This is a genomic window from bacterium (assembly GCA_035295165.1).
GTDB lineage: Bacteria > Sysuimicrobiota > Sysuimicrobiia > Sysuimicrobiales > Segetimicrobiaceae > JAJPIA01.
In genome coordinates this window covers 1-13,263 of record DATGJN010000052.1, presented here as the reverse complement: position 1 = coordinate 13,263, position 13,263 = coordinate 1, and the positions used below count along the sequence as shown (strand labels likewise).

At 64.6% G+C, this 13,263-nt stretch carries 18 protein-coding genes and 1 pseudogene; 13 read left to right on the top strand and 6 right to left on the bottom strand.

Annotation, left to right across the window (positions count from 1 at the left end; translation table 11 throughout):
* Positions 1–365, bottom strand: a 365-nt coding sequence (locus VKZ50_08020) for an ATP-binding protein (protein HLJ59662.1), incomplete at its 3' end; no start/stop codon positions are given.
* A gap of 135 nt (positions 366–500) precedes the next feature.
* On the opposite strand from VKZ50_08020, the gene VKZ50_08015 reads away from it, so the two are divergent.
* The 4 genes from VKZ50_08015 to VKZ50_08000 all read left to right on the top strand — a co-directional run bounded on the left by VKZ50_08015 (position 501) and on the right by VKZ50_08000 (position 2,706).
* On the top strand, positions 501–773 hold the full coding sequence (locus VKZ50_08015) for a DUF4242 domain-containing protein (GenBank protein ID HLJ59661.1): 273 nt from the start codon (positions 501–503) through the stop codon (positions 771–773).
* 47 nt (positions 774–820) lie between these two features.
* Entirely contained in the window at positions 821–1,423 is a 603-nt protein-coding gene (locus VKZ50_08010; protein ID HLJ59660.1) for a DUF1326 domain-containing protein, read from the top strand.
* A 32-nt stretch (positions 1,424–1,455) separates the two neighbouring features.
* A complete protein-coding gene (locus tag VKZ50_08005; protein HLJ59659.1) occupies positions 1,456–2,247 on the top strand; it encodes a DUF2182 domain-containing protein in 792 nt (263 codons plus the stop codon).
* Between the two features lie 186 nt (positions 2,248–2,433).
* Positions 2,434–2,706, top strand: a complete 273-nt coding sequence (locus VKZ50_08000) for a DUF4242 domain-containing protein (protein ID HLJ59658.1) — start codon at positions 2,434–2,436, stop codon at positions 2,704–2,706.
* 151 nt (positions 2,707–2,857) lie between these two features.
* Here the strand turns inward: VKZ50_08000 and VKZ50_07995 are convergent, their stop codons facing one another.
* Positions 2,858–3,166, bottom strand: coding sequence for a LuxR C-terminal-related transcriptional regulator (locus VKZ50_07995; protein HLJ59657.1), 309 nt, complete (start codon positions 3,164–3,166; stop codon positions 2,858–2,860).
* Between the two features lie 155 nt (positions 3,167–3,321).
* On the opposite strand from VKZ50_07995, the gene VKZ50_07990 reads away from it, so the two are divergent.
* From VKZ50_07990 to VKZ50_07965, 6 genes and pseudogenes are all read left to right on the top strand, one after another.
* Positions 3,322–3,474, top strand: a complete 153-nt coding sequence (locus tag VKZ50_07990) for a hypothetical protein (protein ID HLJ59656.1) — start codon at positions 3,322–3,324, stop codon at positions 3,472–3,474.
* A 12-nt stretch (positions 3,475–3,486) separates the two neighbouring features.
* Positions 3,487–3,783 (top strand): annotated as a pseudogene (locus VKZ50_07985) (redoxin domain-containing protein).
* Between the two features lie 159 nt (positions 3,784–3,942).
* Complete coding sequence (locus VKZ50_07980) at positions 3,943–4,299, top strand: protein-disulfide reductase DsbD domain-containing protein (GenBank protein ID HLJ59655.1); 357 nt, start codon at positions 3,943–3,945, stop codon at positions 4,297–4,299.
* A 104-nt stretch (positions 4,300–4,403) separates the two neighbouring features.
* Positions 4,404–4,595 (top strand): hypothetical protein, encoded by a 192-nt coding sequence (locus tag VKZ50_07975; GenBank protein ID HLJ59654.1) that lies wholly within the window; start codon positions 4,404–4,406, stop codon positions 4,593–4,595.
* A gap of 647 nt (positions 4,596–5,242) precedes the next feature.
* On the top strand, positions 5,243–5,560 hold the full coding sequence (locus VKZ50_07970; protein HLJ59653.1) for a hypothetical protein: 318 nt from the start codon (positions 5,243–5,245) through the stop codon (positions 5,558–5,560).
* 17 nt (positions 5,561–5,577) lie between these two features.
* Complete coding sequence (locus VKZ50_07965) at positions 5,578–5,832, top strand: DUF2703 domain-containing protein (GenBank protein ID HLJ59652.1); 255 nt, start codon at positions 5,578–5,580, stop codon at positions 5,830–5,832.
* Positions 5,833–6,018: 186 nt separating this feature from the next.
* On the opposite strand, the gene VKZ50_07960 is transcribed toward VKZ50_07965, so the two are convergent.
* The 4 genes from VKZ50_07960 to VKZ50_07945 all read right to left on the bottom strand — a co-directional run bounded on the left by VKZ50_07960 (position 6,019) and on the right by VKZ50_07945 (position 8,751).
* The gene (locus VKZ50_07960; GenBank protein HLJ59651.1) at positions 6,019–6,324 is read right to left on the bottom strand and encodes a hypothetical protein; all 306 of its coding nucleotides are present in this window, start codon (positions 6,322–6,324) and stop codon (positions 6,019–6,021) included.
* Positions 6,325–6,893: 569 nt separating this feature from the next.
* A complete protein-coding gene (locus VKZ50_07955; GenBank protein HLJ59650.1) occupies positions 6,894–7,556 on the bottom strand; it encodes a peroxiredoxin in 663 nt (220 codons plus the stop codon).
* A 703-nt stretch (positions 7,557–8,259) separates the two neighbouring features.
* Positions 8,260–8,418: a hypothetical protein gene (locus VKZ50_07950; GenBank protein HLJ59649.1), complete on the bottom strand. Its 159-nt coding sequence runs from the start codon at positions 8,416–8,418 to the stop codon at positions 8,260–8,262.
* 69 nt (positions 8,419–8,487) lie between these two features.
* Positions 8,488–8,751 carry a hypothetical protein gene (locus VKZ50_07945; protein ID HLJ59648.1) on the bottom strand — a complete coding sequence of 88 codons (264 nt, stop codon included), beginning with the start codon at positions 8,749–8,751 and terminating at the stop codon, positions 8,488–8,490.
* A gap of 574 nt (positions 8,752–9,325) precedes the next feature.
* Between VKZ50_07945 and VKZ50_07940 the strand changes: the two genes are divergently transcribed.
* From VKZ50_07940 to VKZ50_07930, 3 genes are all read left to right on the top strand, one after another.
* Positions 9,326–10,612: a helix-turn-helix domain-containing protein gene (locus VKZ50_07940; protein HLJ59647.1), complete on the top strand. Its 1,287-nt coding sequence runs from the start codon at positions 9,326–9,328 to the stop codon at positions 10,610–10,612.
* A gap of 199 nt (positions 10,613–10,811) precedes the next feature.
* Positions 10,812–11,822 carry a dipeptidase gene (locus VKZ50_07935; GenBank protein ID HLJ59646.1) on the top strand — a complete coding sequence of 337 codons (1,011 nt, stop codon included), beginning with the start codon at positions 10,812–10,814 and terminating at the stop codon, positions 11,820–11,822.
* A complete protein-coding gene (locus tag VKZ50_07930; GenBank protein HLJ59645.1) occupies positions 11,819–13,120 on the top strand; it encodes an FAD-dependent oxidoreductase in 1,302 nt (433 codons plus the stop codon). Before VKZ50_07935 ends, VKZ50_07930 begins: the two co-directional genes overlap by 4 nt.
* The last annotated feature ends 143 nt before the right edge of the window (positions 13,121–13,263 follow it).

Genomic DNA, 13,263 nt, shown 5'->3' with positions numbered 1-13,263 from the left:
GCCCAGTGGACGTCCTCGAAGACAAGCAACGACGGCTTACCTCGTGGGCGGGGAGAGTCGAGCAGCGAGCGAAACGCCAATCGCCTCTGGCGAGGCTCGCCGAACAGGCGCGCAATCCCCTCGTCAAGCGCGGCCGCGATCTCGACCACGGGACCGAAGGCGCCGGGCGTGGACAGCGGTTCACAGATGCCCCACGCGACCTTCGCGCTGTTGCGGGCGATCTCACAGAGTTTCCTGACCAGAGTCGTCTTCCCGACGCCCGCTTCACCGCCGATGAAGATCAGCGCCCCGCGCCTGTTCCTGGCGGCGTCGAGCCGCGCCGAGAGTTCTTGAAGGAAGACGCCACGCTCAAGGAATGCGGTCATTCGCCCGCCTCCGATGAAGCGCACTATTCGACGGCAACCTGGGGGTCGCCTGCGCGCAAGATAGGGCGAAATACCCATGACGAGGGGCACGGCTCCGTGTAAGCTACAGTGTGAGTTCGGCACATGAGAGGCCCCATGCCGAGATACCTTATCGAGCGAAGCCTGCCGTCAGGCATCACGGCCGAGGAGGTGGAGGACGCCGTCCGACGGGCGATCGCGGTCAACACTGCGCTGCCGGGGATCAGGTGGCTTCACAGCAACCTGGCAACCGACCGCAGTAAGTGCTTCTGCGAGTACGAGGCGCCCAGTGTTGACGCCGTCCGTGAGGCAGCCCGGTTGGCCGAGATCCCGTGTGACCACGTGACCGAGGTCGTAGAGATTCGCGAAGATAGCTACAAGCTTCCGTAGCTTTGACTTCAGGTTGCGGGTGCACCTAGAACGGAGGGGGTGATAAGGTGGCGTATGCCGTAGAAGGACGGCTCCTGGAAGCCTGCTCCTGCGGGGGACCATGCCCGTGTTGGGTCGGTGACGATCCTGATGGCGGAACGTGCGACGCGTTTCTGGCCTATCACTACGATCGGGGCCACATCAATGAGGTCGACGTCAGCGGGCTCACACTCGCGCTTGTCGCGCGGATTCCCGGCAATGTCCTCCAGGGAAACTGGAGGATCGCCGCGTTTGTAGACGGAGCGGCATCAACGCGACAGAAAGAGGCGATCCTCGCGGCACACACTGGGAAGCTGGGCGGCCCGCTAGCCGACCTCTCGAAACTTATCGGTGAGGTGGTCGGGGTGTACGATGCTCCGATCGAGTTCAACTTCACGCAGGGGAAGGGCACGATCCGGGTGGGGGAGGCGATAGCGGCCGAGATGCAGCCGTACGTCGATGCGCAGGGTCGACCAACCAAGCTGGTGGATACCGTGTTCAGCACCATTCCCGGGTCGCCCGCCTACGTGGGCAAGGCGGCAACGCATCGCGTGAACCTGCCAAAGCACGGGATGATGTGGGAGTTCAGCGGCCGGAACGCGGTGCTCGGCGAGTTCCGGTTCGAGGCGTAAGACACCGGCCAGACCGGGGAAGGCGGGCGGATATGATCAGTGCGCTGCGCACGCCGGAGGACACCCGCTGGTATCGCGTCGCAGCCGGCGCGCTCGTACTCTTCGCGTGGGTGGTGCTCGCGGCGTGGGGCGCCTCGCCGTTCGCGCCGCTGCTCAGCCATCGCGAGCTGGCCGAGGGAGGGCTCACCGCCTTCCGGTTGGCCGTGTTCGCGGCGGGCTGGCTGCTCATGACAATCGCGATGATGCTGCCCGGCAGCCTTCCCCTCGTCAATCTCTTCCGCGCGCTGATGGCCGGACGGGCCGACCGTGCGACCCTCACGCCGTACCTCCTGCTCGGCTACCTCTCGGTCTGGACGGCCTTTGGCATCGCCGCCTTTGCGGGCGACGCCGGCCTCCACGCCGGCGTGGAGCGGAACCCGGCCCTGGCGGCTCTGGACGGCTGGTTTGGCGTGCTGGTATTGGCCGCAGCCGGCGTGTACCAGGTGACGCCGCTCAAAGAGATGTGTTTGGAGAAGTGCCGGTCGCCGTACTCTTTTCTGGTAGAACACTGGCGCGGGCGGCGAGCGCGATACGACGCGGTGCGCCTCGGGATGCGGCACGGATTGTACTGTCTCGGCTGTTGCTGGACGCTCATGCTGGTGATGTTTGGGATCGGCGGCGTGAACCTCGGGTGGATGCTGGGGCTCGGGGCGGTGATGCTGCTGGAGCGGACATCACGCTGGGGCCGCCGGCTTACAGCGCCCGTGGGTCTTGCATTGATCGTGTGCGCGCTCGGCCTCGTCTATCGGGTTCCTTTCTTAGTCGCCGCGTTTGGAGGCGACTAACTCTACGATGATCGCTCCGACCACAGTCTGAGCCGTGGCAGATTGGTGACCTGTGACATCATGCTGGCACCGCAGGTGGAACGCGATGTTCATGCGCGCTCCGGCGACGACCAGCGACAAAATCGCGGATCCGGGCAAGTAAGGTAGAATGTGGGACGAAACAATTTCGGTCGAAGGGTGGGGAAGATGCCTCGATACCTGGTGGAACGGACGTTTCCGAACGGGTTGCAGATTCCCATGACTGAACAGGGTGCGCAGACGTGTTTGAACGTGTTCGGCAAGAACGGCGCGTTGGGCGTAACCTGGGTCCATTCGTACGTAAGCGAGGACAAGACCAAGACATACTGTATCTATGATGGCCCGAACCCGGACGCAATCCACCGCGCCGCGTTGGGAAATGGCCTACCAGTTGACCGCATCACTCAAGTGAGCGTCCTTGACCCGTACTTCTACAAGTAAGGATCAGCGCAGGGACAGCGGGAATAATAAAAGCCGCGAGTCGGACGTGTGGCGCGCGGTGTTGGGCTCCCGCGCCACAGACGCGGTCATCTTCTCCACACGGGATCCCGCTTGCCACGGGTGAGGCAGCGTACCTACTGGCGGCGCGCGTCTAGTCTCTGGTAGTTGAGGGACCGGATGACGTGATTCCCCGAGTGACTGCGAAAGTTGCCGGTTCGACGCGGTTGCGCAGGTGGAGCTTGGCCAGGATGTTCTCCAGATGGCGCTTGACCGTGCCCTGGCTGATGTTCAGGCGGATCGAGATCTCCTTGTTCGTCAGCCTGCGCGCGACCAAGGCAAGGATCTCCCGTTCTCGCGAGGTGAGCGTTGGGAGCGTCGCGCTGGGCACCGCGATCTGGCCCATGAACTCGTGCAAAATCCGCTCCGCGATGCCGCGGGAGATCCTCGCGTCGCCCCGCATCAGCGCGGTCAGATATTCAAGCCACAGCGCGGTCCGGCCTGAGACCCGAACCGGGGCTTTTGTGTGGCAGGAAGTTCGGGAAACAAACAGAAGTCCCACGCTAACTCCAAACACATGTATGGGCCGTCCCACCGACCTAGTGAAGGAGCGCTGTTGTGGCGGAAGATCTGATGGCGAAGGGCCCCACGATCGGAGAGCGGTTTCCGGACGTCGTCTTGCCCGACCAGCAAAACGTGCCCATCGATCTCCACCGGGCTCGCGACGGTCGACAGGCGCTCGTCGTTTTCTATCGCAGCGCTCGCTGGTGACCCTACTGCAAGACGCAGCTCGTGGAGCTGCAACGGATTGCGGGGAGCCTCGACGCGGCGGGTGTGGCGCTGTTTGCCGTCAGCTACGACTCCGTCGAGACCCTGGCCGCGTTCGGAGCGAAACACGGCATCACCTACCCGCTCCTCTCTGACTACGGTAGTCGTGTGATCCAACTCCTCGGCATGCTCGATGACGACCTGGACCGTCATCATGCCGAGTTTGGGCGGGGCGTGCGGGATGACCAGCGTGGCGTCGCCTATCCGGCGGTCTTTCTCCTTGATCGTAGCGGCACCGTACAACGGAAGCGGACCCATCGGAACTATCGTATCCGGGACACCGGGACGGGGCTGTTGGAGGCCATCTTCAGCATCCCCGCCCCCGCGCCTGTTCCGACCAGCGTCATTGACGGCGAGGCCGTCACGGTCCGCGGCTCCCTCGACTCGTCCACCTACCGACCCTATCAGCAAGTGCAACTGACCGTCGTGGTGTCCATTCGCGAAGGGTGGCACGTCTATACGACCCCGATTCCTGAAGGGTATGTCCCCTTAGGCATCGAGGTCATGCCGTTCGATGGTCTTGAGGTGGGACAATCAACGTGGCCGCCAGGTCGGCGGTTCAAGGTCGGCGGGATCGATGAGGAATTCTGCGTCCTCGATGGCACGGTGTATGCTCGCATCCCACTGACGCTATCGGTCGCGTCGGGTCGAGGCGACCTGAGCATCAGCACAACGGTCCAGTATCAGGCGTGCAGCGAGACCGCGTGTCTCACGCCCGCGACCGCCCGAGTGAACTTGCAGATCGGCGAGTCGCCATTTCCGGAGTAGTCGATCGGACAACGCTCCAATGGCACCACACAAGGCGTTCCTGGACCGTGCGCCGCGGGTCGGCACGACCGGCGTAGATCAGAGCAGACACAGGGGGCGATGAGATGGACACGGTGCATATCGCGCGCGTTCGAGTGTATCAAGAAAAGCGCCCTAACCGGCGCGCGTACATCGGCGATTTTCCAGAGCCGATCCGCTACGGTGTGAACACCGGAGTCAAAGCGTTCTATAAGATGGAACCGGAGGAGGAACTCCCCAGCACGCTGGACCATCTCGTGGGGGCCGCCGCCGGGTGACTCACTGGGACCCTTGCGGGCGCGCTGGAGGCGCGCGGGATACCAAGCTACCCCGATAAGCTCTGGACCGAAGCGGAAGGCACGATCGAAGCTCCGGACCGTGTTATGCGAGTGACACAAATTCAGGTGACCTACCACCTACGAGTCCCGTCGGGTAAACGCCCCGAGGCCGAACGCGCACTCGCGGTCTTCGAGCGAGGCTGCCCGGTGGCACAGACGCTCAAGGGATGCGTCGACATCCGACACTCGTGGGACATTGTTGAAGAGTGAGGTGCGCGAGAACCCCCCTATCGGTTCAAGACGTGGGTTTTCGAACGTTAGGAAGACCGTCCAGGTCGCGTGGTGGTTGGCGCACATGGCTAATGACACGATATGGAGCTCCCTGCAGAGGAGCTCGCCCCGTACGAGCACACCGGGTTCCCATGCGGGAGTTCGTCGTGCCGCCGGACATCCTCAACGAGTGCGCAGCCGCTCGGATTCTCCACCTGAGGAAGAAGAGGATCTGCGCGCACGTTCGGGCGGGCACCTCGTGAGGACAAGGGCGTGAGCCCGGCAAATCCCGCACCTGGGTGCGGCGCCCCTCGCTGGCCGTCCGGACGGAAGATCTCAAAACGTACAGAGACGTGATTGAGCACTCGGTTGTGGGGATGGGTCGCGACGACGTCGCCATTGCTGAAGTCGGCGAGATGCGGAAAGATGTGCTGGCGGTCAAGTTCTCCCGAGGCACGCACTCGGCCGTCGAGGAGATGCCGGTGGAGGCGCTGCGCGGCAGGGGACAGACGAATCAGGCGCTCGTCAAGGCGATTCGCGGTCTCAGCAAGGAAGTGTCCCGCGAGGCGATGGGCAAGGCGGTGTCCCATCTGATCTCAGCTCAATGCACCGAAGTCGGGAGCACGGTGTGTCCTTTCGGTCGCGGCTCCGTCTTTGTAGGCGAAAGCCTACGGCGGCAGGGCCTTGCAGAATAGAGCGTGGGAGGGCCACTATGGCATCAGATACGGTGACGAGTTCGGCACAGGGACACTACGATCAGCGGGTCGAGATCGACTTTCTCTACCTGGACCTCGGCACGTGCTCTCGCTGCCTCGGGAGTAACGAGAGCTTGCGGGAAGCCTTAGAGGCGGTTCGACCTGCTCTTGAGGCGACCGGGACGCAAGTAGAGGTCCGCAAGACGCTGGTTGAGTCGGCCCAGCAGGCGAAGGTCTTGCAGTTCGTCAGCTCGCCAACGATTCGGGGTTAACGGGCACGACATCGCGAGTGAGCTCAGGGAGAGCAACTGCGGCGAGCGCGGTGATCTCTGCGGGTGCGATGGCGAGACAAGGTGTCGCGTATGGGGTTACCGCGGGCAGGAGTACACGGAGGCACCCGTCGGGCTGATCGTGGAGGCCATCCTGGGCGAGCTCTATGGCGGCTCCCGACCGACAGCTCATGTTGCAGGCGTGGACGAGGATCTCTCCGAGAACTTGGTTCGGTTCTTCGCCGGGAAGGCCACAAAGAAGAGGGCCCTGGGAGCAACATGCTGCTCACCCGCCGAGCGGATGAGTTGCTGTGATCCCTCGGAAACGGTGGCATGCTGCGGGCAGACGAATTCGGGAAGTTGCGGCTGCCGGTGAGGCGGTGACTGGCGATGAAAGCGGCTACCAGGATACACTGGGACGAGCGTATTGAACGGTTGCGCGGCTTCATCAGCCGCCGCATCCATAATCCAGCCGATGCCGACGACGTGCTTCAAGAAGTGCTCCTGCGCATTCATCGCCATATCAGCACGCTCGAACACAACGAACGTATCGATGCTTGGGTCTCGTGCCACGGAGACAGGAGAGGGGCCCCGTCTAAGCGGCTCCCTGGATGGAGTTTAGGTGGTCGGCGGTTCAAATGCGCCCGGCCCGACTAAAAAGCCAACTTTAGGCCTTTTCCTTTCCTGACTATCTAACTCCGTGGCACCGAGTTCCATACGCGTGCCACGAGGACTTCCGACGGGCAGGTCTCCCAAGCGAGCGTTGGGCATAGCGCGCGATAGAGTAGGCGCCCCATGCACGATTGGGTCATCACAGACGGTGCGGGCTCGTGGCACAATGCCAGACGATCTGCGCTCGCCAGCGGACCGATCGCGAGACGTTACCCGTGCGCCAAAGAACCTCTGCATTCGTACTGTTTAATCTGCTTTGTCCTTATCCGAGATCGTCGGTGGACGCTTGGGACGGGACCCTAGCGCTCCCCGCCGCGAATTCGAGTAGCACGGCCACAAGACCGTCCCCTCCGTGGCCACGAGGTCCCGCGTAGCGGACAGGGTCGTGCGCCCTACGCTTTCGGCTGCGGCACGATGCGGAGGTAGGGTTTCAGCGTCTTCCAGCCCTGCGGGTACGCCTTACGCGCCTCGTCGTCGGAGACGGAGGGCAAGATGATCACGTCCTCGCCCCGCTTCCAGTTCACGGGCGTCGACACCTTGTGCTTCACTGTCAGCTGCAGCGAGTCGAGCACGCGCAAGACCTCGTCGAAGTTACGCCCGGTGCTCATGGGATAGACGATAATCAGCTTGACCTTCTTGTCCGGCCCGATGACGAACACGTTGCGGACCGTCTGATTGTCCGCGGGCGTGCGCCCCTCCGAGGTCCCCGCCGTACTCGCGGGAAGCATGCCGTACAGCTTCGAGATCCTCAGATCCGTGTCGCCGATCATCGGATAGTTCGGCGCGGCGCCCTGCGTCTCTTTGATGTCGTTCGCCCACTTCGCATGGCTGTCGACGGGATCGACGCTGAGCCCGATGATCTTGGTGTTGCGCCGATCGAACTCCGGCTTGAGCTTCGCCATGTACCCGAGCTCGGTGGTGCAGACCGGCGTGAAGTCCTTGGGATGTGAAAACAGGATCGCCCAGGAGTCGCCAACCCACTCATGAAAGCGGATGTGTCCTTCAGTCGTGTCTGCCTCGAAGTCCGGAGCTGTCTCCCCAAGCTGAAGCGTCATCTGGCACCTCCCCCTGTTGACCTTGCATGCGCGTACCGGGCGATATCCGGAATTTCCATTATCTGTGCCTGAGCACCTTCGTTGAAGGAGCCCATCTGACTCTTCGGGGATGAGTGTGCCGATGCCCCCCGAACATAGCACGCTGCGGGTCTGGCAAGAGATTCCGGGTCAGACCGGGGATCTTATCACGGTTGCCAACTCGTCTGACGAGCTGACACGGCTACGGAACGACTGCCCAACCGATCCGGGGTCGGTTGAAGTGTCACCCGGAAGCTGGAGAGAAGTGGACCCCACTTCTGCAAACCGTGCCGTGAGCGAGGCCTAGCATCCGCCCTCGGAGGAGTCCGAGGGATCCGCATGCGCGCGGTCGGAGAACCGGATCCGTAGCAGCGAACGATGCACCCAGCACAGGTCGTCGCGTGCGCATCGGGATGACAGACAGTCGGGCACGGCGACACCAACACGACTGGTGGGGTGGGGGAATGCCGCGCGACGTACGAGCGCCGCGAGCGCCGATAACTGCCCTGCGAGCGTTGACGCATGCAGGGACGAATCCCCGGGTGTCAACCAGCGCCCGCTGTGTTCTCACGGCGAAGACACAGTAGGCTGAGCATGTTCAACGAGAGCGCCGTGGAACCGGCTCACGCAATAGGCAGGCCCCCAAAGCACCACGCCGGGGGTCGCCAGTGACTCCGCGAAGACGTCAGTTGCCGTTTGGGTAGTCGTAGTCGGGCAGATCCGCTGCCGGAGTCGAGATCGTGTGCGCGATCGGCGAAGCCTGCACGCCTCCATGAGCACACGCCATCGATGTGCCGAGCGGCAGTATCGTCCCCAAGACCAGCGTCGCCAGAACCTGTCGCATCCTCGATCCCCCTTCTCCCTGCGCGACGTGAGCAACAAATGCGAAGGCACCTCGCGGTTCAACAGATCCTTACGCGGACTTCAACAGCGACACGAGTGGTTCTCCCTGCTCCGTCAAAGTGAACCTCATGCGGCTGACCGCGAACGCGAGTTGCCGCTCGGCCTCCTCGGGGGTCGGGGCCGTCCACTGCACATCGCACGGCATTCTGCCTGCTTCGTCGAAGGCCGTCGCACGCCACCGAAACCCTGTGGTGCCGTCCGCACACGGCTCGTCGTCGATCTGCTCGACGACTCGATAGCACCCCATGCGATACTCAGCGTGCCTGCGAGTCATGACCGTGCTCCCTTCCTCCCGGACTGCTTGCGTTCATCCTAGATGCGTCGAGGCAGTGCCGGTATCGGGCGATGGTCCGATTCGGCTCCATGAAAGTTGACAGAACATTCTGCGTAACCTCAGCGACGGAACAAGGCCGCGTCTTGATCGACGCGGGTCTCTTCATGTTTCAAGAACTAGGAACCGCCGGTGAGGGCGGTGAACCGCTGCCGACCTCCGCGCATCGGGAGGACACACGCAGGGAGGGATCTCGGTCTCGGAGGTCAATTGAGGAGTGACAGCGCGTCGGGCCGAGGGAGGTGAGGCTGGAGATGGGTGGTGTGGGAGCCGACGTCACGTTCCGTGCTGGCGCCAGCCGACAATCGCGCGGGGCGTTCAGTGGACGGCGATGCCCGGGGCGACCGCGTCCGGCCGGTGGTGAGCCGGTGCGGGCGACCTGGCGAGCGGCCGGGCATGCCCGCCGCGCGGACGAGGCCGGATGGTGAGTCGAATTGATGACGGGTCCGTGGTGACAGCAGCGAGGCGCGCGCGGCACACTCCGGCGAAGCGCAAACGGCGTGTGCCAGATCGGCAGGTGCTGCTTAGCGCTCCGAGCACCATTGCCGAACTCGTCGAGGCCGTCGCCGAACTGCTGGGCAGCCCGGTCACCGTAGAGGACCCCAACTTTCGGCTCGTGGCATATAGTCGTCAGGCAGGACCCGTGGACCGGGCGCGACGCGACACCATCTTCAACAAGGCGGTGCCGCTTGAGATCGCGCAGTGGCTCCAGCGGAGCGGGGCCATGAATCGAATCTATCGGAGCGTCCTGCCCGTCCGCGTACCAGCCTGTCCCCGATTGGGGCTCGCCCCGCGCACGGCGATCGCGATCCGGGCTGGCGACCGGATCCTGGGGCAGATTTGGATCATGGAGCAGCGGCGGCCGCCGGCGCCGGACGCGGTCCGTATTTTGTCCCAGGCCGCGACCACCGCCGCTGTGTTGCTGCTCCGTCAGGAGGCGGAGCAGACGGCGCACACCCGTCTCGTCGGGGAATTCCTCGTCGACCTGCTCGACGGCCAGGTGGTCAGCGAGACCGCGGCCCGACGCCGCGCGGACGCCCTCCAGATCGAACTGTTGAAACCGTTCGCCGTGCTGGTCGTTGACATCGACGAGTTCGAGACGCACATCGACGGCCAGGATGAAGCATGGGTGCAGGCGCTCAAGGCCGAACTGCTTGCCGCCATCCGCGCCATCGCGAGGCGATTCGGCGAGCGGTCGCTGGCTCTGCTGCGGAGCGATAGCGCCGTCGTCTTGTTCGGCGATCGGCCGGGGGCGCCCGAGACACCCGCGTTGCCTGACCGAGTACGCGCGCTCGCGGATGCGCTGCACGCTCACCTGCCTCAGCGGTTTCCGAGACTGTCGTTCTCGATTGGGGCGAGTCGGGTGCTGCACGAGCTCGATCACCTCCCGCAAGCGTATCGGCAGGCTACGGAAGCGGCGAGGATCTGCGGCGGATTCTTGGGGCGGCGGTTGCCGGTCAACTACGACGACCTCGGCATTTACCGCCTGTTACGCACGGTCCGAGATCACAACCTCGCTGAAGGCTATCGCGACCCGCACCTCGAGCGCTTCGAGTCGCATGACCGAGTGCGAGGCACGGAGCTGGTCGCGACCCTGGAGGCCTATCTGGACGCATTTGGGGACGTGACCGCGGTCGCGACAAAACTCGCGGTGCACCCGAATACGATTCGTTACCGTCTCCGTCAGATGCGCCAGGTCGGGGATCTGGACCTCGCAGACGCGAGCAAACGGTTGATCATCCATGTAGAGCTGAAGCTGCGGCATTTGACACCGTTGGGGCCATCGCCCGTGCTTCCGCGTTAGCTGATTCGACAACATTTGCGCCCCAGGTTGTGCGCGGCGCCAAAGGGACCTGTCACGGCCGACAGGAATTTGCGTAGAACCCGACGAGGGCGGCGTGGCCGCCCCGGGCAGATCGGGGCGGGCGCGTGCCGGTTGCGCGCGCCGCACACTCGTGTGGCACTGCGTATCCGACGCCCGCGTTGCGGACGTGGAGGGGTGAATGGGGACGACCGATGCTGGGCGCGTGCACGGCGAAGCGATCGTCATCGACGGCACGTGTCCCCTTGCGAATCGCGAGGAGTTCCTCGACGAATGGATCCGGGGAGGGGCGACGGCGATCGCTCCCTCGCTCGAGGCATCGACCGGAGTCGACGGCGCGATGCGCAGTATTGCGCGCTGGCTCACGCGGATCGCTGCCCACCCCGACAAGCTCTTGCACGTAACCCGTGCCGCCGACGTGAACGCCGCGAAGGCGCAGGGCCGGCTCGGCATCATTTTCCACTTCCAAGGCACCGAGCCGCTGGCGGACGATCTCGACCTGCTCACCGCCTACGCGCGGCTCGGGGTGCGGGTGGTGCAGCTGACGTACAATCGCAAGAATCGCGTTGGAGACGGATGCGAGGAGCGGACCGACGCGGGGCTCTCGCGGTTCGGCGTGCGCGTGATTCAGGAGATGAATCGCCTGGGACTCATCGTCGATCTCGCCCATACAGGCTACCGCACGACGATGGAAGCGATGGAGACGTCGAGTGCACCGCCGATCTTCAGTCACGCCAACTGCCGGGCGGTCTGTGATTCGCCCCGCAATCTGCGGGACGATCAAATTCGCGCGGTTGCCGCGCGCGGCGGGATGATCGGCATGGTCGGGTTCCCCGCGTTTGTGGCGTCGGTGCCGAGACCAACGCTTGACCACTTCATCGCCCACATCGAGCACATCGCCGCACTGGTGGGAACCGAGGCGATCGGGTTGGGCCTGGACTACTACGAAGGGATGGCGGGTGTGATCCCCGCGTCCGAGGCGGCCGCGCAGTACCAGCGGTTGTTAGCGACCGGCGTGTGGACCTCCGAGGCGTACCCGCCGCCGCCCTGGTACTACCCAGAAGGGCTCGAACGCCCCTCGGGTTTTCCCCGCCTGACGGATGGACTGCTCCGTCGCGGATTCAGCATCGAGGACGTCCACAAGATCTTGGGCGGAAACTTCCTTCGGGTGTTCCGCCAGGTTTGCGGGTGAGTCGCGTTGTCGTAGTCGGGGCGGGGGTCATTGGGCTCTGGTGCGCCCTTGAGCTTCGCGGCCGTGGCGCCGACGTCGTCGTGCTGGACAAGGGACGGCCGGGCGCCGGCTGTTCCGCCGGCAACGCCGGGTGGATCGTCCCGTCGCTGTCGGGACCTTTGCCCGCCCCGGGGCTTCGGGGCCGCTTGCTGCGCTGGGCCGTGATGCGGGCCGGTCCGGTCTACGTCGCGCCGCGGGCGGATCCGGAACTGCTGCAGTGGGTGTGGAGGTTTTGGGGCCGATGCAACGCGACCGACTACGCCCGCGGATTCGAGGCGATCGTGCGGTTCCACGAAGAGTCGCGGTCCCTGTACGACGTTGCGGCACAACAAGGACTCGAGTTCGAGCTGCATCGCACCGGCCTGCTCTTCTTGTTCCTCGGCCGGTCGGAACAACACCACATCCGACGGGACCTTGCGCGCCTCGCTGCGCGCGGATACGAAGTTGCCGAGGAGCTGGACGCGCGGGCGGTGCAGGCGCTGGAGCCAGCCGTCGGGCGGGGGGTGGTGGGCGGAATTCTTGCCAAAGGCGATTGGCACGTCCGCCCGGAGAGCCTCACCGCGGCGCTGGCCGAACGCCTGCGGATCCTTGGGGTCCCCGTCAGGACCGACGTCGATGTCCAGGGTTTTGACGTGGCCGGCGGTCGGGTGATGGCCTGTCGGACGTGCGCAGGGCGCGTCGCGTTCGACCAGTGCGTGATCGCCGCGGGTGCGTGGTCGGGTCCGCTGCTCCGGCAGGTCGGATATCGCCTGCCTGTCCAAGCGGGCAAAGGCTATAGCGTGACGGTGACGCCGCCACCATTTCGCGTGCATCGGCCGCTCTACCTCGCCGAAGCCAAGGTCGCCTGCTCGCCGTTTCGCGGGGCCATCCGCATGGCGGGGACCATGGAGTTCTCGGGTTTGAACGTTCGGCTGGACCGCCGTCGCGTCGCGGCGATGGACCGTGCCGTGGCGCGCTTTCTCCCCGGTTGGCGGTCGCGAGACGCGGGGCAGGAGTGGGTCGGCATGCGCGCCGTGACGCCGGACGGGCTTCCCGTGATCGGGCAGGTTCCTGGTTTTGACAATCTCTACGTCGCGACCGGACATGCCATGCTTGGGGTCAGTTTGGCACCGGCCACCGCCCGCGGCGTCGGGCGCCTGCTTGCGGGCGAACGGCCGGCTCTGCTCGCGCCGTTCGACCCGGCGCGGTTTGCGGGGCGAACCGCCGGCGCCCGGGGTCCGGGATCACAGGCGTCCCGCGGGGAACTCGCCGGTCCCTAGGATGTCCAGTGTGGACGAGGTGTTGACACTTTTGCGCTCCAAGCGAGCCCCGCAGCATAGGTTAGCCAGCCTTTCTGCCGGCGAAGAGCGTGGCCGGCGTTCGGCCTAGCAGGCGATATCCTTGATGCGGACGCTCCCGATTG

Bases quoted from the DNA above. Each gene is read 5' to 3' on its own strand.
- VKZ50_08015 (HLJ59661.1), top strand. From the start codon at position 501: ATGCCGAGATACCTTATCGAGCGAAGCCTGCCGTCAGGCATCACGGCC.
- VKZ50_08005 (HLJ59659.1), top strand. From the start codon at position 1,456: ATGATCAGTGCGCTGCGCACGCCGGAGGACACCCGCTGGTATCGCGTC.
- VKZ50_08000 (HLJ59658.1), top strand. From the start codon at position 2,434: ATGCCTCGATACCTGGTGGAACGGACGTTTCCGAACGGGTTGCAGATT.
- VKZ50_07995 (HLJ59657.1), bottom strand. From the start codon at position 3,166: ATGCGGGGCGACGCGAGGATCTCCCGCGGCATCGCGGAGCGGATTTTG.
- VKZ50_07975 (HLJ59654.1), top strand. From the start codon at position 4,404: ATGGACACGGTGCATATCGCGCGCGTTCGAGTGTATCAAGAAAAGCGC.
- VKZ50_07970 (HLJ59653.1), top strand. From the start codon at position 5,243: ATGGGTCGCGACGACGTCGCCATTGCTGAAGTCGGCGAGATGCGGAAA.
- VKZ50_07965 (HLJ59652.1), top strand. From the start codon at position 5,578: ATGGCATCAGATACGGTGACGAGTTCGGCACAGGGACACTACGATCAG.
- VKZ50_07955 (HLJ59650.1), bottom strand. From the start codon at position 7,556: ATGACGCTTCAGCTTGGGGAGACAGCTCCGGACTTCGAGGCAGACACG.
- VKZ50_07950 (HLJ59649.1), bottom strand. From the start codon at position 8,418: ATGCGACAGGTTCTGGCGACGCTGGTCTTGGGGACGATACTGCCGCTC.
- VKZ50_07945 (HLJ59648.1), bottom strand. From the start codon at position 8,751: ATGACTCGCAGGCACGCTGAGTATCGCATGGGGTGCTATCGAGTCGTC.
- VKZ50_07935 (HLJ59646.1), top strand. From the start codon at position 10,812: ATGGGGACGACCGATGCTGGGCGCGTGCACGGCGAAGCGATCGTCATC.